Annotated in this window: 21 protein-coding genes; 7 read left to right on the top strand and 14 right to left on the bottom strand. The window is 51.7% G+C overall.

Translation table 11 applies throughout. From position 1 onward, the window contains the following. Nucleotides 1–25: 25 nt before the first annotated feature. On the bottom strand, nucleotides 26–1468 hold the full coding sequence (gene gtfA, locus BW941_RS01045) for a sucrose phosphorylase (RefSeq protein ID WP_076513550.1): 1443 nt from the start codon (nucleotides 1466–1468) through the stop codon (nucleotides 26–28). 450 nt (nucleotides 1469–1918) lie between these two features. Between gtfA and mqo the strand changes: the two genes are divergently transcribed. Next, entirely contained in the window at nucleotides 1919–3400 is a 1482-nt protein-coding gene (mqo, locus tag BW941_RS01040; protein ID WP_076513547.1) for a malate dehydrogenase (quinone), read from the top strand. Between the two features lie 97 nt (nucleotides 3401–3497). Here the strand turns inward: mqo and BW941_RS01035 are convergent, their stop codons facing one another. The 4 genes from BW941_RS01035 to BW941_RS01020 all read right to left on the bottom strand — a co-directional run bounded on the left by BW941_RS01035 (nucleotide 3498) and on the right by BW941_RS01020 (nucleotide 7540). After that, on the bottom strand, nucleotides 3498–3980 hold the full coding sequence (locus tag BW941_RS01035; RefSeq protein WP_076513543.1) for an MgtC/SapB family protein: 483 nt from the start codon (nucleotides 3978–3980) through the stop codon (nucleotides 3498–3500). Nucleotides 3981–4131: 151 nt separating this feature from the next. Further along, a complete protein-coding gene (locus BW941_RS01030; protein WP_076513541.1) occupies nucleotides 4132–5433 on the bottom strand; it encodes a sodium ion-translocating decarboxylase subunit beta in 1302 nt (433 codons plus the stop codon). A 13-nt stretch (nucleotides 5434–5446) separates the two neighbouring features. After that, nucleotides 5447–7228, bottom strand: coding sequence for a sodium-extruding oxaloacetate decarboxylase subunit alpha (oadA, locus tag BW941_RS01025; protein ID WP_076513538.1), 1782 nt, complete (start codon nucleotides 7226–7228; stop codon nucleotides 5447–5449). 63 nt (nucleotides 7229–7291) lie between these two features. Then, complete coding sequence (locus tag BW941_RS01020; RefSeq protein WP_076513536.1) at nucleotides 7292–7540, bottom strand: OadG family protein; 249 nt, start codon at nucleotides 7538–7540, stop codon at nucleotides 7292–7294. 230 nt (nucleotides 7541–7770) lie between these two features. Here BW941_RS01020 and BW941_RS01015 point away from each other — a divergent pair, with 230 nt between their 5' ends. Continuing rightward, nucleotides 7771–8754, top strand: coding sequence for a tRNA dihydrouridine synthase (locus tag BW941_RS01015; RefSeq protein ID WP_076513534.1), 984 nt, complete (start codon nucleotides 7771–7773; stop codon nucleotides 8752–8754). Nucleotides 8755–8844: 90 nt separating this feature from the next. On the opposite strand, the gene BW941_RS01010 is transcribed toward BW941_RS01015, so the two are convergent. From BW941_RS01010 to BW941_RS00995, 4 genes are read right to left on the bottom strand one after another with little or no spacing between them, the layout of a single operon-like run. Further along, the gene (locus BW941_RS01010; RefSeq protein ID WP_076513532.1) at nucleotides 8845–10527 is read right to left on the bottom strand and encodes a flotillin domain-containing protein; all 1683 of its coding nucleotides are present in this window, start codon (nucleotides 10525–10527) and stop codon (nucleotides 8845–8847) included. Between the two features lie 35 nt (nucleotides 10528–10562). Continuing rightward, entirely contained in the window at nucleotides 10563–11216 is a 654-nt protein-coding gene (locus tag BW941_RS01005; RefSeq protein ID WP_076513529.1) for a YqiJ family protein, read from the bottom strand. Further along, on the bottom strand, nucleotides 11217–11870 hold the full coding sequence (locus tag BW941_RS01000) for a PspA/IM30 family protein (RefSeq protein ID WP_076513527.1): 654 nt from the start codon (nucleotides 11868–11870) through the stop codon (nucleotides 11217–11219). Nucleotides 11871–11896: 26 nt separating this feature from the next. Beyond that, nucleotides 11897–12361, bottom strand: a complete 465-nt coding sequence (locus tag BW941_RS00995) for a hypothetical protein (protein ID WP_076513524.1) — start codon at nucleotides 12359–12361, stop codon at nucleotides 11897–11899. 181 nt (nucleotides 12362–12542) lie between these two features. Here BW941_RS00995 and BW941_RS00990 point away from each other — a divergent pair, with 181 nt between their 5' ends. Then, on the top strand, nucleotides 12543–12764 hold the full coding sequence (locus BW941_RS00990) for a DUF2061 domain-containing protein (RefSeq protein ID WP_076514176.1): 222 nt from the start codon (nucleotides 12543–12545) through the stop codon (nucleotides 12762–12764). 38 nt (nucleotides 12765–12802) lie between these two features. After that, a complete protein-coding gene (locus BW941_RS00985; protein WP_076513521.1) occupies nucleotides 12803–13285 on the top strand; it encodes a LabA-like NYN domain-containing protein in 483 nt (160 codons plus the stop codon). 15 nt (nucleotides 13286–13300) lie between these two features. Here the strand turns inward: BW941_RS00985 and cmoB are convergent, their stop codons facing one another. Genes cmoB through rpe form a run of 5 tightly spaced genes read right to left on the bottom strand, consistent with a single transcriptional unit; the run spans nucleotide 13301 to nucleotide 18053 of the window. After that, a complete protein-coding gene (gene cmoB / locus BW941_RS00980) occupies nucleotides 13301–14305 on the bottom strand; it encodes a tRNA 5-methoxyuridine(34)/uridine 5-oxyacetic acid(34) synthase CmoB (protein ID WP_076513518.1) in 1005 nt (334 codons plus the stop codon). Nucleotides 14306–14330: 25 nt separating this feature from the next. After that, entirely contained in the window at nucleotides 14331–15056 is a 726-nt protein-coding gene (gene cmoA / locus BW941_RS00975; RefSeq protein ID WP_076513515.1) for a carboxy-S-adenosyl-L-methionine synthase CmoA, read from the bottom strand. After that, the gene (locus BW941_RS00970) at nucleotides 15053–16678 is read right to left on the bottom strand and encodes a DNA recombination protein RmuC (RefSeq protein WP_076513512.1); all 1626 of its coding nucleotides are present in this window, start codon (nucleotides 16676–16678) and stop codon (nucleotides 15053–15055) included. Before BW941_RS00970 ends, cmoA begins: the two co-directional genes overlap by 4 nt. A 7-nt stretch (nucleotides 16679–16685) precedes the next feature. After that, nucleotides 16686–17375 (bottom strand): phosphoglycolate phosphatase, encoded by a 690-nt coding sequence (locus BW941_RS00965; RefSeq protein WP_076513509.1) that lies wholly within the window; start codon nucleotides 17373–17375, stop codon nucleotides 16686–16688. 3 nt (nucleotides 17376–17378) lie between these two features. Then, nucleotides 17379–18053 carry a ribulose-phosphate 3-epimerase gene (gene rpe, locus BW941_RS00960; protein WP_076513507.1) on the bottom strand — a complete coding sequence of 225 codons (675 nt, stop codon included), beginning with the start codon at nucleotides 18051–18053 and terminating at the stop codon, nucleotides 17379–17381. A 142-nt stretch (nucleotides 18054–18195) separates the two neighbouring features. Here rpe and BW941_RS00955 point away from each other — a divergent pair, with 142 nt between their 5' ends. From BW941_RS00955 to BW941_RS00945, 3 genes are read left to right on the top strand one after another with little or no spacing between them, the layout of a single operon-like run. Next, nucleotides 18196–19362: a DUF3530 family protein gene (locus tag BW941_RS00955; RefSeq protein WP_076513504.1), complete on the top strand. Its 1167-nt coding sequence runs from the start codon at nucleotides 18196–18198 to the stop codon at nucleotides 19360–19362. A gap of 52 nt (nucleotides 19363–19414) precedes the next feature. Continuing rightward, nucleotides 19415–20023 carry a protein-tyrosine phosphatase family protein gene (locus tag BW941_RS00950; RefSeq protein ID WP_076513501.1) on the top strand — a complete coding sequence of 203 codons (609 nt, stop codon included), beginning with the start codon at nucleotides 19415–19417 and terminating at the stop codon, nucleotides 20021–20023. Then, complete coding sequence (locus tag BW941_RS00945) at nucleotides 20017–20754, top strand: oxygen-binding di-iron domain-containing protein (protein ID WP_076513498.1); 738 nt, start codon at nucleotides 20017–20019, stop codon at nucleotides 20752–20754. Before BW941_RS00950 ends, BW941_RS00945 begins: the two co-directional genes overlap by 7 nt. The last annotated feature ends 34 nt before the right edge of the window (nucleotides 20755–20788 follow it).

Here is a 20788-nt window from a genome sequence, read left to right as displayed (position 1 = left end):
ACGAATAATTGCTGACCCAGAGCGATCAGCAGGTAAAGGACACTTCTTCCAGTGTCTCAGTATCAAGATAACTTAATACAGCAGTATTAAAGTTCAGATCTACGAACACTTCGCAATAGTATTCACCATGACGCCATGCCATATGAACGCTGCTATCATTACTTGAATGCAGCTCGAATCGGCCATCAAATGCCGGGTAGTTAGAGCGGAATTCCATCAGCTTGAGTAAACGTTTAACAACCGGGCTGGTGAGAGATTCTTTCGCTTCTTCAAGGCTGTAATAGTGACGATTAATATCGCGTAGTTCGCCGGTTTCTTCCATCAGGTCTTCATCATTAACACCGGCCAGCAAGCCAACGTAGTAGACCTGGGGAATACCCGGCGTGAAGAACTGAATCGCACGCGCTGCAATGTATGCGTCGTCGTTCTGCATCAGTGCGTCATAGAAAGTACAGGTAATCTGATAAATAGCCCCAACACTGTGAATATTCGCGGCTGACTTACGCATAATCGGATCGGCACTGCGCTGCTGCAGGTTGTCGATCAAAGCAGCAATTTTCTCTTCCGGCAGCACACCTTCAACATCCGGAATACAGATACCATCGTGGGTATCCAGCACGGTCACCATGTTCCGCGGACACATACGCAGCCAGTGCTTGAGATAGACGCTGTTGGCATCAAGCAGCGAGAAGAGCACCAGAGGAGGCAGAGCAAAGCCGTAAGGATGCATATCGCGCCGACTGATCGCGTATTGATAGCTGCTGTGGTCATGAACTTCGGGTAAACAGCGCGCTCCGTGTTTCTGCGCAACGGAGTTCACCCAATCGAGATTACGGTAAACATCAGGCTCTACCAGAAAGCAGGTACTACCCACGCGTTTAGTCGTGTAGCCGAAGGCATCGAGACGAAAGAGTTTTACACCTTTTGAAGCGAGAAAACCGATGTAATCTTCCATCAGTTCATAAGTAGCATCCGCCTCATAATTAAGATCGATCTGTTGCTCGGTGAAAGTACACCAGACGCGTTCGGTCGAGCCATCGGCAAAGGTAACCTCACGGAAGGGTTCTTTCTCTTTGCGGATATGAATTTTCGCCATATCGTCTGGTGAGAATTCACCCATTTTATCGACGCGGACAAATAGCTCAGAGTACTTCGACTCGTCTTTCTTTTGCAGAAAGTCTTTAAATTCTTCCGATTCGTCAGAGATGTGATTCACTGTCAGGTCTGCGCAGATATCGAACTGTGCTGCGATCCGCTCAATGTCTGCCCAGCCGCCATACGCCGGATCAACCTCTTTGTGCGTTAACGGTGAAAAGCCAGCATCGGCATTCGACGGATAAAACGGCAGTATGTGGACGCCCCCGACTGCAGTGCTCAAATGCTGTTCCATGAAGCCCGCGAGGTCTTTCAGGTCTTGACCTATGCGGTCTGGATAGGCGATTAGTTGTACGGCATTCTTCAACGACATAGTGTCCTCCTCTCATTTCACCCTAACGCATGGCACAAAGTAATCACCCCTCTATGGCCGATTACGCCCGACGTTCTGGTCATTCTTCTGATGGAGGGAACTGATCAAGGTTCCTGACACTCTCCAATGCATACCAATGTGCCGGAAAACCCGCCTCAGAATCACGCCTCAAAGCCACTCGTCAAAGCCTGACAAAGTCGCTATCCAATTGACCCGTATAGGGTTTTCGGGTATTTTCGCGAGCGAATGAAAAGACATATGTTATGTAGAGCCAGTGTAGACGCGATACTGGCCCAGGCCTGATTTGCAGGTCTATTCTCTTCATACAGACGAGCAGGTTCAGACGGATATCCCGTTCTGTATCGGATCAGAAGCTGGCTTAAAAGGACACCCCTTGCTCCCGCCTTCTGCCTGCATTGAAAGAGTATCTGAATTAAAGGCGATTCCCGAATGACGACAGAAAAGGTCGACGTACTGCTGGTTGGCGGCGGTGCAATGAGCGCAACCCTGGGCACACTGCTACGCAGACTGGACCCATCCCTTCAAATTACCCTGGTTGAACGCCTCGACCACGTAGCACACGAAAGTACAGATGGCTGGAACAACGCTGGCACCGGACACGCCGGGTACTGTGAACTCAACTACACGCCACAAACCGCCGATGGCGATGTCGAAATCGACCGGGCACTGTCGATCAACGCAAACTTTGAAATCTCACTTCAGCTCTGGAGCTATCTGGTACGCGAAGGCGGCCTGCCCGAGCCAAAGAACTTTATCAATACAACGCCACACCTCAGCTTTGTCTGGGGAGAGGACAACGTTGAGTTCCTGCGTCGCCGTCATGAAAAGCTGAGCGCTCACCATCTGTTCAAAGAGATGGAGTACTCCGAAGATCCAGCTGTACTGGAACAATGGATGCCGCTCGTTATGAAGGATCGCGATCCTTCGGAAAAAGTTGCCGCGACCCGCATTGCTCACGGCACAGATGTCGACTTCGGTTCACTGGCCCGTAACATGGTCAAGAACCTCCAGAACGACGACAACTTCACTCTTTGCCTGAATCATGAAGTCAACGATTTTGACCATGCTAAAGACGGAAGCTGGCACGTTCGCGTGAAAGACCGCAAGTCAGGCAAATCGAAAACCATTCAGGCTAACTTCGTCTTCCTCGGCGCCGGTGGTGGTGCTCTGCCACTCCTGCAGGCTTCAGGTATCGACGAGGCTGATGGCTATGGTGGTTTCCCAGTATCGGGCCAGTGGCTGGTCTGCAAAGACCCTGAGATCGTTGCTCAGCACAGCGCTAAGGTGTACGGCAAGGCTGCGATTGGTGCGCCGCCAATGTCAGTACCTCACCTGGATACACGCATTATCAACGGTGAACCCGCCCTGCTGTTTGGCCCATTCGCCGGCTTCACAATGAAGTTTCTGAAGTCTGGCTCTAAGTTTGACCTGCTTAAATCTGTCAGCGTCAGCAACCTGATGCCTATGATGGATGTAGGTTTTAACAACATGGATCTGACCAAGTATCTGATCAGCGAAGTTCGCCAGTCACATAAAGAGCGCGTCGGCACTCTCCGTGGTTACTACCCGGCTTGCAAAGCCGGCGACTGGACACTTGCCCGTGCCGGTCAGCGCGTTCAGATCATCAAGAAAGACGCCAGCGGTCGAGGTAAACTCGAGTTCGGTACCGAACTCGTTGCAGCCAAAGACGGCTCACTGGCCGCTCTTCTTGGCGCATCTCCGGGCGCATCCGTCGCAGTACAGGCGATGATCGAAGTGCTGGAGCGTTGCTTCCCTGAGAAGATGGCATCAGGCTGGGATAAGCGCCTGAAGGAAATGATTCCTTCTTACGGCGAGTCCCTGAAAAACGATGCAGAACTCCTTGGTTGTATCCGTTCAGAAGTGCTAAGCACTCTGAAGATCGGCGAGTAAACGCCCGCATAACTGAAAAAGCCAGGCACCTGCCTGGCTTTTTTGTTTCCGCTGCCCCGTCGAAAAAACTGATCAGTCCTGATCTACGTCGACGGCTTTATTCGCTTTCTTTCGCGACACGCTGAGGTTCGTCGGCTTCGTCCTTTCGGGATACCGCTCTGGTCTCCTGCTTGATCACACCACCAAACTGCAATACAAGGAAGTTAATCAGTGACAGAGTAATCGCAATTTCGTAATAGCTATACGCCACGGAGACACCAATCGCTCCAGTGTTCCAGATACTCGCAGCCGTTGCTGTACCTGACACATTACTGCCGTTCTTAAGTATTGCACCACCACCAATAAAACCTATCCCGGTAATCAGCCCATACATCACCCGTGCCTCAGCATCTGAGCCGCTGTAAACCTGCATCGCCAGCAACATATATCCACAGGACGCCACAGACACCAGAGGAAACGTACGTAGGCCAACGCCTTTGCTTCTGAGTTCACGGTTTACAGCGACCGGCACGGCCAGCAAGAAAGCAATACCAAGGTGAACAAAGTGATTTAACATTTGTGTCCATTCAAGCTCTGTCATGTAACTACTCCACTAATCTCTTACCATTGAGAGCGCAAAGCACACTACGAGGTTCCTCTGATTAGCTGGTTGACAGTCCTGAGTACAAACAACAGGCAAAAAAAAAACGGCACCTAAAAGGGTGCCGTTTTGGACTGCAGGGTTGTGAGCCTTATCCGAAGAACGAGATCATCACACCTGCCGCAACTGCTGAACCGATAACACCCGCAACGTTCGGGCCCATCGCATGCATCAGCAGGAAGTTCTGGCCGTTGGCTTCCAGACCCACTTTGTTCGACACACGTGCCGCCATAGGTACCGCAGAAACACCTGCCGAACCGATGAGTGGGTTAATTGGATCTTTGGACAGGGTATTCATCAGCTTCGCCATCAGAACACCTGCCGCAGTACCTACCATGAAGGCAACCAGACCCAGAACGATAATCGCCAGGGTACTGCCATTCAGGAAGGCATCAGCACTCATCTTATAGCCTACTGACAGGCCGAGGAAGATAGTCACAATATTGATCAGAGCGTTCTGAGAAGTATCACTCAGACGCTCAACAACACCAGATTCTTTCATCAGGTTACCGAAGCAGAACATCCCCAGCAGCGGTGCTGCTGAAGGCAGTAACAATGCAACCAGAATCAGTACCGCGATCGGGAAGACGATTTTCTCGCCTTTTGTCACCGTACGCAGCTGTTCCATCTGGATCTTACGCTCAGCTTCTGTCGTCAGTGCCTTCATAATCGGAGGCTGAATCAGAGGAACCAGCGCCATGTAGGAATACGCAGCAACAGCAATCGCACCGAGCAGCTCAGGAGCCAGCTTAGATGCAATAAAGATCGAGGTTGGGCCATCTGCACCACCGATAATACCGATCGCAGCTGCCTGCTGAACGGTAAAGTCCATCAGACCAGCGTCGGTCAGGAGCACCGCCCCAGCAACGGTACCAAAGATACCAAACTGAGCAGCAGCACCGAGCAGCAGTGTTTTCGGGTTAGCCAGAAGCGGACCAAAGTCAGTCATTGCGCCAACACCCATGAAAATCAACAGAGGCGCAACGCCGCTGGCGATTGTCACACTGTAGAAGGTGTAGAGCATACCGTTTTCAAAACCAGCTTCTTTACCCAACAGGAGCGCCTTCTTGTACAGCGCCGATTCTGCGCTGTGATACGCATCCAGTATATTGTGCACGGTCGCATCAGCCGCCAGACCGAACAGGTCGCGGAACTGAGCAAGCAGTGCAGGATCAGCAGAACGGATTGCACCTTCAGCCGCAGACCAACCCAGGCCAGCACTCGGGATGTTTACCATCAGAGTACCAACTGCGATTGGCAGCAGCAGAAGCGGTTCAAAACCTTTCTTGATGGCCAGGTACAGCATACCGAAGCCAACCAGCATCATGAACGCCTGACCACCCTCAATGTGGGCGATACCAGTGTCATTCCAGAGGCGGAGTAAACTTTCCATCAGTCAGCTCCCATTAACCCAGTGTGTAGAGGGTGTCACCCACTTTCACAGCAGCACCTTCGGTGGCTGTCACACTGCCGACGGTACCCGCGCGAGGTGCTCGCACTTCAGTTTCCATCTTCATGGCTTCAAGGATGATAACGACATCACCTTCATTCACAGCCTGGCCTGGCTGAACCAGTACTTTCCAGACGTTACCAGCCAGTGGAGCAGAGATAGGGTCACCACCGCCCGCAGCAACTGGAGAAGACGTCGCAGCACCAGCGTTACCTGAGTCACCACCGAACGACATCGGCGCGCCATTCACTGGAGCCAGGTCGGTCACCTCACCGCCGTCGTCAACTTTAACAACGTACTCGTTGCCATCGACAGTCACAGTGAAGGTGTCTTCATCAGCGCCTTTTGGAGCTGGCTCAAACGCGTCTGGGTTATTACGGTTCTCAAGGAACTTAGGCGCAATCTGAGGGAACATAGCGTAGGTCAGAGCATCGTCGATCTTGTCGGCAGACAGCTCGATGCCTTTCTCTGCAGCAAGCTTATCGACATCAGCGATCACTTTATCGAGTTCGTTTTCGATCAGATCAGCCGGACGACAGGTGATGGCTTCTTTGCCATCCAGAACACGAGCCTGAAGCTCAGCGTTCATTGCCGCAGGAGCAGCACCGTATTCGCCTTTCAGGATACCCTGAGTCTCTTTCGAGATAGACTTATAACGCTCGCCTGTCAGAACGTTGAGTACTGCCTGAGTACCAACAATCTGAGACGTTGGAGTAACCAGAGGGATATGCCCCAGGTCTTCACGAACGCGTGGGATTTCTTTCAGAACGTCGTCGAACTTGTCAGACGCACCCTGCTCGCGCAGCTGGTTTTCCATGTTGGTCAGCATGCCACCTGGCACCTGAGCAACGAGGATACGGCTGTCAGTGCCGCGCAGTGCGCCTTCAAACTTAGCGTACTTCTTACGGACGTCACGGAAGTAAGCAGCAATTTCTTCGATCAGCAACAGATCCAGCCCTGTGTCGCGATCCGTACCCACCAATGCAGCAACAACAGATTCTGTTGCCGTGTGGCCGTAGGTCATCGACATAGAAGAGATCGCAGTATCAACGCGGTCAATACCCGCTTCGATCGCTTTCAGAATGGTCATGTCAGACATACCCGCTGTCGCGTGTGCGTGCAGCTGAACTTCAAGGTCAGTCTGTGACTTCAGACGAGATACCAGCTCGTAAGCCTGGTACGGCGTCAGGATGCCGGCCATATCTTTAATGGCGATGGAATCAGCACCCATATCTTCGATCTGTTTTGCCAGATCAATCCAGGAATCCAGAGTGTGGACCGGACTGGTGGTGTAAGACAGCGTACCCTGCGCATGCTTGCCTTGTTTCTTAACAGCTTTCAATGCTGTCTCAAGGTTGCGCGGGTCGTTCATTGCGTCGAACACACGGAAAACGTCTACGCCATTGGTAGCCGCACGCTCTACAAACTTTTCAACCACGTCGTCAGCGTAATGACGGTAGCCAAGCAGGTTCTGACCACGCAGCAGCATCTGATGCTTGGTCTTTGGCATTGCGTTCTTGAATTCGCGGATACGATCCCATGGATCTTCACCGAGGAAGCGGATGCAGGAGTCAAATGTTGCGCCGCCCCAGGACTCAAGTGACCAATAACCAACCTGGTCGAGTTTTTCAGCAATAGGGAGCATGTCATCGATACGCATGCGGGTCGCCAGAATAGACTGGTGAGCATCACGCAGGACGACGTCGGTAATACCTAATGGTTTCTTAGAATCGGTCATGGATGATGGCCTTTTCTTCCGTAAACGTTGTTAATTAACGTTGAGTTCTTCTTATATCGCGCCTTACTTTTGGCGGGCACGATGCTCTTTTACTGCCGCAGATAATACTTTTAACAACTGCGGATCCACCCCTGTGGTCTGTGGCGCTGGGGCTGGTTTAGCCGCTGGCACTTCTACCTCAGGAGCAATTTTGTTCACAATTCTGGACATGGCTCCAGTAACGAACACCAGCATTGTCAGAAAGACAAATACGACGCCCATACCGAAAATCATCAGCTCCAGACCTTGTGATACGATGCTTGGCTCAGCCATGCAGGCGCTCCTCAAATTGGTCTCTGTGGATCTCTCCGTATCCGTCTGGCAGACACAAAACGTCCTGCCACGGAGTCCGGCAAGCTGCGCTAGAGTACTTAACTTGACCAGCCAAAGCAACCGCCTAAAACGGCCACAGGCCGCTCATGCACTGGTCGGCGGTAGCATATGCGCTGACAGCTCGCGTATACTCGCGCGCCACTCAACAACACTTTCCCCGAGACAGATCAATGTTTACCGGAACCCTTCCTTTCACAGATACTCATCGCCCTTATATTGCTCTGGCGCCGATGGAAGGCCTGATGGATGGAACATTCCGGGAGCTGCTGACCGCCGTAGGCGGCATTGATCACTGCGTCACAGAGTTCATCCGTGTGACGCAACAGGTGTTTCCATCGAAAGTGTTCTACCGTCTCTGCCCCGAATTACACAACGGCGGGCGCACCCTCGCAGGCACACCAGTCCACGTGCAGCTGCTCGGCAGCGACCCTGAACTCATGGCAGGCAATGCTGCAAAAGCTGCTGAGCTGGGTGCTCTGGCCATTGACCTGAATTTTGGTTGCCCGGCAAAGACTGTCAACCGCAGCCAGGGTGGCGCTGTGTTACTGCAGTATCCAGACCTTCTCAACCGTATCGCCAGTGCAGTTCGCGATGCGGTACCTGAGAACATTCCTGTCAGCGCCAAAATGCGATTAGGTTTTAAGGATAAAAGCCTGGCACTTGAGAATGCATCTGCACTCACCTCAGGAGGGATTCAATGGTTAACGGTTCACGCCCGTACGAAAACAGAAGGCTATAAGCCACCGGCTTACTGGAAATGGATTGCCGACATCAAGCAAGTGGTTGATATTCCGGTACTCGCCAATGGTGAAATCTGGACGCCTGAGCAGGCGCAACAATGCCAACAGGAAAGTCAGTCTGATCTTTTGATGATTGGACGGGGCCTGGTCGCTACTCCGGATCTGGCTCAGGTAATTAAAGAGCCCGGCTATGAGCCCATGACATGGCAACAACACCTCGGATTACTCGAAAAGCTGTCTGAATCGCTGGAACACTTAACGGATAAGCAGCTCACGGACAGGCTGAAACAATGGCTGCACTATTTTTCGATGCATTCAGAGACGATTAAATCCGTCTTCGATACGGTAAAGCGCGAACGCTCGAGGGAAGCATTTTTTAACAAGATAAAACAAGCGTCCGGTTCAAGCCTGTAGCGGACTTTGCTTATCTGAATGCCAGTCTAACTGCCGCGCTAACTGACCTGCAGTGCAGGCCAGTTGGCAGGTCAGTTAACAGGATAGAAATCAGGAGTTCAGATCTGCCGTCAGATCATTCACACCGGCTTCTTTTAACAGTGAATCTACCAAAGGTGCCATGGCGCGATGCTTCAGGGCGCTATCGACCAAAGCCTCAGGTAAGCTTTGTCCGGCTTCTTTGTCTGCACTCAGAATACCTTTGTGGCCACCCTCGCCCAAACCACTGAGCCCATCGATTGATACGATCTTCATACCGTCGATATTCTCCAGAGGCTTGACGCTTTCACGGATAATCATTGGCAGACTCTCGTGCAGGCTCAATACACGCTTCAGTGCAATCTGTGCTTCGCTGAGGCTGTTCAGTGCCTCATTCATTGCACGCTGACCTTCTGCATCTACGATGTATTTCTCACGGTCAGCTTCAACCCGGACGCGAATCGCATCTGCTTCGGCCTGTGCCTGCAAGCGCAGCGCCTCGGCTTTGTCTTCGGCTGCAAATTTCTCAGCTTCGGCTGATACTTTCACACCCGTCGCCTGACGTTCAGCTTCTTTCTTGGCTTCGATCAGTTCGATCTCTTTTTCACGCTCGGCAATTTCTACCTGCTTCGCAGTCGTTACTTTCTCTTCGGCTTTTACTGCTTCTGAGCGGGCTACGTTAGCTTCCTGATCAGCCAGCGACTGCTCTTTCGATTTCTGAGCAACGGCAATGGCACGTTCCTGCTGAGCAATCTCCAGAGATTTCTGCTTCTCAATTTCGCGCTCTTCCAGTTGGCGTTCACGCTCAATTTCCTGCTCACGGAGACGACGCTCTTTCTCAATTTCCAGCAGACGAGTGGTTTGCTCCGCTTCAATACGGGATTCATCGACCTCACGCTTTGCAATGATCTCAGCCTGCAATGCAGTACGCTCTTTGTCTGCTCTTTCTTTTGCGATATCCGCTTGCTGCTGGGCTTCGCGATTTTCAATTTCGCGCTGTTGATCCATCTGTGCATAACGGACTTCACGCTGAATTTCGAGACGCTGGCGTTCAGCTTCCAGGTTCTTGGTTTCAATCTGAACTCTGGTCTCCTGCTCTACATCATTCACCTCTTTACGCCGTGCTTCGATGGAGCGGGTCATTCTCGAAAGACCTTCAGCATCGAACACATTGTCCTGCTGGAAGAATTCACGCGGGGTCTGATCCAAACCTGTGAGCGATACAGACTCGAGCTCCAGACCATTCTTTAACAAGTCTTCACTCACGACCTGCTGCACTTTCTGAACGAACTGGCTACGCTGCTCGTGCAGCTCGGCCATTTCCATTTCAGCCGCTACGGAGCGTAGAGCATCAACAAATTTACCCTCGATCATTTCTTTCAGAGCTTCAGGGTCAAGCGTGCGCGCACCCAGTGTCTGAGCAGCGTTTGCGATCGCATCATTCTCTGGCTTTACACGCAGATAGAATTCAGCCAGAACATCAACACGCATACGATCTTTAGTAATCAGTGCCTGCTGTTCCTTACGGGATACAGCCAGACGCAAGGTATTCATATTTACCGGAATCACCTCATGAAGTACCGGTAATACCATTGCCCCACCATTCAGAATTACTTTTTGTCCGCCCATACCAGTACGAACAAAAGACCGTTCTTTAGACGCTCGGGTATATAACCGGGAAAAAATAATACCGACCACCAGCAGCGCAACAAACAGCACGACTGAAATAAAAATAATTGAACCAAGATTACTCATTTTTCTTCAATTCCTTATGAGGGATTCACTAATATTTATACCTGCCCCAGATTCGGGTTAGCAGGTTCTATCACTTTAAACGTCGCCCCAGCAGACTCGACCAGGAGTACTTTGTCGCCCTGTTTAAAAACAACGTCTTCCATTGGCTCGACCATGACGTAATGGGTAGTGCCGTGGCGATCTTTAAAACGGGCTTCCGCCGGAGAATTCTGACGAGCTTCACCTATGGTGATGACCGCAACGCGACCCACAAAGGTGCTGGAGGAAATAGATTCCGTCTCGTCTTTGAAAACTACTTTCGCTAATACCCCATTGCATCCACGCACCATTGGCAGCGCAGCAACGACTGCCAGGGGCGAAGCAATTAATGCGGGTAGCGTAAAACCCAGGATACTTTCGAGAACTGACTGAAGAACCAACCCCGCAAGCCCAAAAGTAGCGAGAAAGATAACCAGAAGTACCAACGCAGGAACCTGACCAAAACGAATCCAGCCAAGAAAACTGGTCAATACCCCTCCCGAACTGATATTCCCGTCAATATCAAACTCAATATCGGGAAGCAGACTGTCTATCGCTTCGGACATACCCGCACCGATGACCGTCAACACGCCTTCAGTCAGAGCAATAATCAGCATTAGCATCAAGGCAACACTGAACGGGAAGTTATTGTCAGCGAGCAGAAATTCCATTTACGATTCCGACTTAATACGTGCTAGACGTTCTTTAATACGGTTACTGCGCGACAGTGATTCCAGCTCGGCTAACTTAGCAGCATCCTGATTTCCACTGACGCCCGGCGCACCGGCATTATTCATCACACGGTTAAACGCTGCCGTAGCTTTCTCTACACGGCGGGAGGGTTCGCTACTGCCTGGAACACCGGGTTCACCAGAAACCTGCGCTTCTGCTTTCCGGTACTCTTCCTTCGCTTCTTCCATTTCACGCTTTTTCGCCTGCAGAGCCTGAATGTAAGAATTCAGTTCAACAATTTCAGCATCGGCATCAGTAATTGATTTCTCAACCACCGGAAGCATGGCCTCTATGTCCATCTGACGCGCGATCGCTGCTTCTGCAAGGTCATCGCGACCTTCGTTGACGGCAATTTCAATCTGCTCCTGAAGCTCAACATGGCGGGCGTTATCTTTATTCAGAGACTGGCTGCTGAGATAACGGGCCGCTTCTGTCTTGCCTAGCTGCTGCCTGACTTCTTCAATGGCTTCGTCAATTTCGCGGATCGTCTGCTCCATTACCATAACGGGTGCGACATTCTCCAACGAATCGATCAGGGTATTCGCGGATGCTGCTACCAGGCGCCCGATTCTTGCGATGTATCCTTCCGGCATAATGTATTCCTCAGTGTGTCGTTAATCTATTCAGTCAGAGTTTCAATCAAATGAAGAAGCCGCTGCTTACGGTCGACATCGACGTCTTCAATACGATTGGCATGTTCAGATATCAGAGCAGGTAGCAGTTGCTTAACCAATTGCTCAGCTACAGGGAGTAATCTCTGCTCCAGGTTTCTCAGAAAGGCATCATCACCCATCGTGGCCTGTACGCAAGCTGCGGTCTCTGCTACCCCAGCGAGCAGGGCTTCACAAACATCACTGCGTGATTCAGGGTCAGATTTACATTCTGCAAGGATGGGCGCTGCTACTTCTGAAGACGACAAGTAGGCTCGGGTAAAACTTTCGGTGCCGACCTGCTCCCGAGCCATACGAATAAGCTCGCGTACTTTTTCACTCTGGGTGACAGCACCATTTTGCTCAATACGCATAAGATACGCGTAATCTTCCGGAGACAGTCTGACGCTGATGGATTGGGATTTATTGAGCACCTTACCCTCCTTGAGGTTGGCTTTCCTTGTCTGCATACAAATGTATACACCCTTAGAGGTATCGGTCAAGCACTTTCGTCATAGCGAACCCCTATCGGGATAATGGATAAGACCAAATATGATAATGATTCTCAAGTGCTATTCTAAAGTTCTTAAAGCAACCTACAGCGAGATCAGACTCATGACTAAGACTATCAGCTTTGCAATTATGCACTTCGCCATTGCCTTTTCTGTGGCCTACGCCCTGAGTGGTAGCTTTATTGTTGGTGGGGCGATCGCCATCGTAGAGCCCGCCATTAACACGGTCGGGTACTACTTCCACGAGAAGATATGGGCCCGCCGTCACGTTGCGGCTCAGGCCTTTGATATCAACCAGAATGGGGCTGCAATGGTCAAAGCCTGATATCCTGAATCCCCCTATTCGCTAACCATGGCCTTCAGATGACACCCAGAATTTCCCTGTTTGCAGACGTACAGAACATTTATTACACCTGCCGTCAGGAATTCGGGCGTCACTTTAATTACCGGGCCTTGTGGGATGAGCTGACCAAGGAACGTGAACTACATACCGCCGTCGCGTATGCGATTGATCGTGGCGATGCCGGGCAGATGAACTTCCAGCGCATATTGAAAGACATTGGCTTTCACGTTCGCCTGAAGCCTTATATTCAGCGACGCGACGGCTCAGCCAAAGGCGACTGGGACGTTGGTATTACCATCGACCTGCTGGATGCAGCACCGTCGTCAGATATTATCGTGCTGTTATCTGGTGACGGAGATTTTGATCTGGCGCTGGAACGTGCCCGAAGAGACGGTGCGCAATGCTGGGTGGTCGGCGTGGAGGCTCTTACGGCAAAGTCTCTGATCGACGCCGCAGACCGGTTCATCTCCATTACAGAGGCGCACCTGTTACCTTCCAGGTAATGAGTAAAACCGGGTTTAACTCTCAGCCAGAACGACCACTCGCAGTGGGGCCGGGTAGCCTTCCGCCGTTTTCTTACGATCTTCCGGATCGAGAAAATCAGGCAGCGAATTAAAGCGCATCCAGTCAGTGCTGCGTTGCTCATCCAAAGACGTCTGATTCAAATCTACGACCCTGGGGTTCTTTAAGCCCGCGCGACGACACCATAAAAGCAGTGTTTCCACAGAAGGCAAAAACCAGACGTTACGCATCATGGCATACCGGTCTTCGGGCATCAGTACTTCACCCAGCTCACCATCTATCACCAGAGTTTCGAGTACCAGTTGGCCACCCGGGCGCAATGTATCCCGTAATTCCTGCAAGTGATCAATCGGGGATTTCCGGTGATACAGCACCCCCATAGAGAAGGTAGTATCAAATGCGCGCAAACGCGGCGGAACGTCTTCCATACGTAGCGGTAGAAGATCGATGTTTAACGTCCCATGGGCGCGTTCTGCGTATCTTTTATAGGCCTGAAACTGCATTAAAAACAGGCGTGACGGATCAATACCAATCACCCGCCCCGCACCGTCTCCCAGCATGCGCCACATGTGGTAGCCAGAACCACAACCCACATCGAGAATATTGCGCCCTTTTAAGGGGGCAAGATGCGGAGCTACGCGATCCCATTTCCAATCTGACCGCCATTCAGTATCGACGTAGGTATCAAAGAAGCGGAATGGACCTTTACGCCACGGCATCAGGCCGCGCAGCCCCTGCTCCACAGCATCGCGCTGTGCATCATCAAGCTGTGTTTTGGTCAATGCAAGATCATAGGATGTGAGGTCACACGCGTCTGGTGTAATCGCTGGGAGGCTATCCAGCGCTTCAAGCCATCTCGCCTGGTCGCCGTGTTCTTTATCATGAAGAAACGTCTGTAACTGTTCGCGCAGAATATTGCTCCACGGGCTGAATTTCCCTTCACAGAGAAACGCGTGAACATCATCAAACCATGGCAGCAAAGAGTTGTCGGCGGCAGTCATTTTTTTTATCGATTTATTGAGCTATTTATTTAACAGCGAGGTAAGAAACAAAATTAAAACACTGATACCAGCGGATCACCTGAGAGAAACCAGCTGCTTTCAGTCGGTCACGATGCACTTCTTCAGTTTCAGGAATCAGTACGTTTTCGATGGCACTGCGCTTCTGTGCTATTTCGAGATCCGAATAGCCGTTTGCACGCTTAAAGTCATGGTGCAGAGTATCCTGAATGCTCTGCTCACTGTCTGAAAATGCTATTTTTTCAGAAAGAATAAGTGCACCACCGTCACAGGTAGCCTCTGCAATACGCGAAAGAAGACTCAGACGTTTTTCAGGTTCTATAAATTGCAGAACAAAATTGAGTGCAGTTACTGACGCATTTTCTATCGGATGTTCACAAATATCGGCGCAGATCAGGTCAACCTCTGGACCATCATCGTCGAGAGCAAGGTAATGTCCAGCGCGTTCCAGCATAGACTGTGAATTATCAATACCGATGATTCTGCAATCGCTGTTCTTCAGTGCATGACGCATGGCCAGAGTCACCGCCCCCAGAGAACAGCCCAGGTCATATAAGTTCGTCCCCGGCTGTGCGTATCTCGCTGCAATAATGCCCGACATCGCCACGGTCTCAGCGTATCCGGGTACCGAGCGTTTGATCATATCCGGGAAAACACGGGCGACTGCGCTGTTAAACTCAAAGTCGGCTACCGATTCATGCGGCCGGGTATAAATATCGTCTCTTTCGCTCATGAGTCTGACGTCTCTTTCTCTGAAGGTGCCGAAGTCAGGGAGAAGTCATCGTCATCAGCGCCAGAGCCAGACTGACGACCTGACTCTTTAAACTCTGGTTTAGTCGACTCTAAAGCCTGAGCCTCATGCAACTCGTGTTCAGCATTTGCTTCTTCTACCAGTGATTTTGCCATTTCCTTCTTAGCCCGGACGCCTAGCTTACGGAACTGGTCCGCCTGATTAATCAGGTTTCCGCGTCCGCCTTTGAGTGCTTTCCAGGTGTCGTCGTAGGTACTCTGAACTGTGTTGATCTGACGCCCCATGGTTTCCATCCGCTCAGCAACAATCACCAGCTTGTCATAGATCTTACCGGCCTGGTCGGCGAGTTTTTCGGTGCTTTTATTACGTCGCTCAATTGCCCAGATACTGGCTACCGTGCGCAAAGTTGCCAGCAGAGTTGTCGGCGTCACCACAACAATCCGACGCTCAAACGCTTCATTAAACAGAGTATCGTCCTGCTCGAATGCAGCCATAAACGCAGGCTCTACCGGCATAAAGAGAAACACAAAATCCGGCGAGTTCAGACCTTCGAGTTGTTGATAAGCTTTTTCGCTCAGAGTGCGGATATGCTGTCGGATGGCCTCAACATGCTGGCGCGCATACTGCGAACGCTCGGCGTCCGTTTCGGCATTGACCATATCGGTATAGGCATTCAGCGAGACTTTAGAATCGACAATAATGTGTTTATCGTCCGGTAGATTAATAATGACATCCGGGCGATAGCGCTTACCCTGGTCGTCATTGAGTGACTGCTCGCGAGCAAACTCTTCGCCTTCACGCAATCCGGATTTTTCCAGAACCGTTTCCAGTACAAGCTCACCCCAGTTACCCTGCTTTTTCTTTTCACCGCGCAAAGCGGTTGTCAGAGCGTGCGCCTCTGCACTCATCTGTTGATTCAGTTTATGCAGCTCACCGATCTGTGCTTGCAAGGACGCACGGTCTTTAGCGTCGGATACATACACGTCCTCTACTTTTTTCTTCAGTCCGTCGAGCTGTTCGCGGAAAGGATTCAACAAGGCATTAATGCCCTGCTGACTCTGCTCACTGAACTGCTTGGTTTTCTGCTCAAAGATTTTTTGTGACAGGTTTTCAAACTCTTTTAGCAGCTGCTCACGTGACTCATTAATAACCGCAAGCTTTTCATCGGCGCTGCGCTGCTCCTGCTGTCGGGCCTCCTGCTCGGTCGCCAGTCGCGACTGCACATCACTGAGTTGCATCTGGAGCTGTAATGACTTCGAATCCAACTCCGATATGCGATTATTCAGTAACGCCTCCTGACGAACTAACGCAGCGAGTTTTTCCTGTTCTCTGGCCAGCGCGAGCCCCGAATCATTGGCACGGGCTTCTGCTTCCTGGCGCGCCGACCGTTCAGCATTGAGCTGATCAGCCAGCAAGGACTTTTCTTCGCGCAGGCGCTCTGCGTCCGCCGTCAGTTGCTGAACCTGCAGCGCTGACGCTTCTTTGTCTGACGCTGCTTTGCGCTCACGCAACAACCAGCCCAAAGCAAATGCAGCCGGAACAAAAGCTGCTATTACTGCAGCCAGTAACGGTGAATCTGAAAGAAATTGGAGGGATTCGGTCATGATTTACCTAAACAAGTAATTCGCTCAATGAGTCGACCACCAGATCCGGAGCGCTGTTACGGATATCGTCGCCATGATTGTATCCGTAGGTCACTGCGACCGTCGCAACGCCTGCCGCTTTCGCTGCGGCAATATCATGGCGGGAGTCACCAATCATGATGGTTTGAGAAGGCTTAACTCCCGTTTCTTTACAGGCATGCAGAACCGGAACAGGCGATGGCTTCTTTTCAGCGAGGTCATCGCCGCAAAGCATAAAAGCAAAGTATGTTTGCCAGCCCATAGAACGAATCAGGGGCTCAGTAAACAAACGCGGTTTATTCGTCACCAATACTTTTCTGACTTCAATGGTCTGGAGAAACGTATCCACACCGGCAAACGCGCCGGTCGCGTGATGAAGACACGCCAGGTACGCGTCATCAAAGTGCTGCCGTGCGGACGATACCTGATCAGCATCAAGCGCTAATGCAGCGTCTTCGTTTCCTTCTGCGAGCGCACGACGCACCAACATATCAGCACCGTTACCTACCCAATGCGCAACCTGTTGTGGACCCGCTGCCTTACGCCCCAGTGCCACCAGCATGTTGTCGGTTGCTGCTGCCAGATCGGGTACGCTGTCGATCAGCGTGCCATCCAGATCGAGCAGTACCAGCTGCGGCTGACCATCGCCTGTCAGTGCGCAGACGTCTGTATTGAACATGGATCAGCTGCCCGCTTTGGCGATTTCCGCGCGCATGTCGTCAATGACGGTTTTGTAATCTGTTGCATTAAAGATCGCAGAACCCGCAACGAACATATCCGCGCCAGCAGCGTATATTTCACCAATATTATCGACCTTCACACCACCGTCGATCTCGAGGCGGATGTCATAGCCTGACTCGTCAATCTTCTTACGTGCTTCGCGCAACTTGTCCAGCGTTGCAGGAATAAAAGACTGACCACCAAACCCTGGGTTAACTGACATCAGCAAGACAACATCGAGCTTGTCCATGACGTAGTCCATGTAATGCAACGGCGTTGCCGGGTTGAATACCAGACCCGCTTTACAGCCGGCAGATTTAATCAATTGCAGGCTGCGGTCAATGTGGTCCGAGGCTTCAGGGTGGAAGGTGATGTAAGTCGCTCCCGCTTCGGCGAAATCCGCGATCATGCGATCAACCGGGCTGACCATCAGGTGAACATCAATGGGCGCGGTCACGCCGTGATTACGCAGAGCCTTACACACCATAGGGCCAATCGTAAGATTCGGAACGTAGTGGTTATCCATCACATCGAAATGAACGACATCGGCACCGGCTGCCAGAACGTTGTCGACTTCTTCACCTAAGCGGGCAAAGTCGGCGGACAGGATAGACGGGGCAATCAGACATTCCTTCATGGGCTTGGATTCCAGGGGACAGTGAATTTGGCGTTATTGTACGTGCTCTCCCTCTCCTATGCCATTTACCAGGCCATTTCCTGTGCCATTCTGCTCCCTGTGCCATTCTGTATTGGGGAACGGTTTTTGCTGTCGTTCATGTATGTCCCTGATTCGCGATATTTCTGACACTATGAAACCAATGTTTGCCTGCCGCTTTGCCACTTGCCTGCTCCTGATTGCCGTCTCGTTGCCGGCGTTCAGTGAAGAGGAAGAGAATGAAAGTACTCCGCCGGAGGAAACGGCAGAACAGGCAACGGATGACTCAGGAAGCCCCGCCCCCGTGGCACCTGTCCGGGCGCTCCCCTACCCCGATTCAGAGCGACATCAGAGCATCATAGAGCATCTGGCACTGTTTCAACGATCAGATGAAGTTGTGACCCTTGTCGCCGGCCCCGACTCTTTTCATGGACTATTCCTACGGGAACAAAGCGGTAGACCCCAGGGCGGAGCGCTGATACTTCACGACATCGAACAACACGCTCACTGGCCCGAACTGGTAGCCCCCCTGCGGGAGGCACTGACCGACTATGGCTGGACCACCCTGGCGATTGAATTGCCAACCGCACCAGTAGAAAGGCTACCTATCCGGCAGCCTGTACCCACCAGTACCGATGCTGCGCTAGAAGGTGGTAATACTTCCGAAGACGACACAACTGAGGAAGACACGGCCAATGAAGACGCAGAACCAGCCAACGACGAACCGACTCAGGAAGATGCTGACGGCACCGCCATTCAGGATATCGCGCCAGATGAAGGCTCCGTAAATGCGACGACTGAGAGTGATTTGCAAGAGAGCGATACTGGCCTTACGGCAGAACAGAAGCGCAAAGCCTACACCGAAGGCATTGCCGGGCGCATTCGCTCCGGCCTGGGTTATCTGGCCAGCCGCGGCCAGCTGAACAATGTCGTTATCGCTCATGGTGACAGTGCCGTATGGGCTGCGAATGCCGTACAGACCCGACAACGTGAGACTGAAAACTCAAACGGTCTGGTATTGGTTCTGGTTGATCCGAGAGAACACCCTCTGAGCCCTCTGCGTCTCTCTCAGGTTCTGGAAACGCTGGAAGTTCCCGTGCTCGATATCCTTACCGCAGAGGCGAGGTCCTCTTCATGGCAGGACAAACAGAGAATGGGCGCAATGAAGCGTCGCCATCGCGACCGTTATCAACAAATTCACCTCAGCAGTGCCTCTGCCGACAGCAATACCGTACTTCGAAGGATAAGAGGCTGGCTGCGAACAAATGCTGCAGGGACAGAACTACCCTAATTCAGAATCTATTCTAAGCTTAGTGGGAATACCCACCTGATGGAGAGAGATTGTGGCCGCGCCAGTATTCATAATTGCAGCCAGCGTATCCGCCGAGTTGCACCAGGCAATGATAGAAGCCAGAGGTCTGGCCCTGACAGCAAAGAATGCCAGGGCGCTGGCGGTTCGTGCCGGGAGTAAGACTGTTGGCTTCCGTGCGATCACGGATTTTATTGAAGAACTCGCCAGTGCCATTATCTCGCAATCGAGGGTGATCAATCATCACGCTGAGAAACTATCGACTCAGGCCGTAACAGCCTGGCATTCGGATAACGCCATGGCACATTTTCGCTGGGTTGAAGCCCAGAAGCCGGAGCACCTTGCTTCTATCCGCCCGCATATTAATCAATGCGATAAGCAACTCGACGCACTGAATCACGAACTCCAGATCGGTCTCAGAGACCTGATTGGCCAGATCGATGAGAGTTACAAACACATTCGAACTGCAAACCTGATTGCAACCTCCAGCCACGTAGAAGCGGCTACCGCGGGCGATTTCCGTGAACAGCTTGAGGTAATTGCCGACAACATCCGTAAAACAGCAGACCGGATTGCAGCCCATCTTAATCGCGCTAACAGTCTGCTCAGCCAGAACCACAGGGAAAGGAAAATAGCATGCTAGCCACCGTTTTGTATGAAGATGGCGATCACCGCTGGATTATGTTCGCGCGTGATCCAGGTAAGCCAGATGGCATCATTGATACCAACCAATACCTGATTCAAAGCGGGAACGAGGCCATTCTCCTTGATCCTGGTGGTATTGAGCTGTTCGCCCCTATGCTGTCCTCTGTGCTGAAGTACGTCCCGGCCGAGGGCATCACTAAATTGTTCGCCTCTCATCAGGACCCGGACATTATTTCGTCTCTCGGTCTCTGGGATCAGGCGCTACCGAATGCGGAACTCTATTCTCCATGGTTATGGGAAAGTTTTATTCGCCACTTTGGTATGAACAACATCACGTATAAAGCGATTCCGGATGAAGGCATGACGATTACGCTCGGGCGTATCCAGCTGCAATTCATTCCCGCGCACTACCTGCATTCCTCAGGTAATTTTCATGTATGGGATGCTAAAGCCGGCATTCTGATGAGTGGTGACGTCGGTGCCGCCCTCGAAGAGCCCGGTGCCCCGCTGTGGGTAGACAGCATGGAGCGGCATGCCCCAAAAATGAAAAAATTTCACCAGCGCTGGATGCCCTCCGATGCCGCTAAACACGACTGGATCCGTCGGGTAAGTGCACTCGATATCAAGATCATGGCGCCCCAGCACGGCCGTTTGTTTAAGCCACCACACGTTGCTGACTTCCTGCGCTGGTTCGAGCAACTGCCTGTCGGTGTCGCCATCAAAGGCTAATCCCTGATTAGTAACACTCCCGGGAGCCTGACTC

The organism is Thalassolituus maritimus (assembly GCF_900156675.1).
Lineage (GTDB): Bacteria > Pseudomonadota > Gammaproteobacteria > Pseudomonadales > Oceanobacteraceae > Thalassolituus > Thalassolituus maritimus.
Note: the sequence above shows the minus strand (reverse complement) of the source record. Positions and strands in the feature narration are given on the sequence as shown.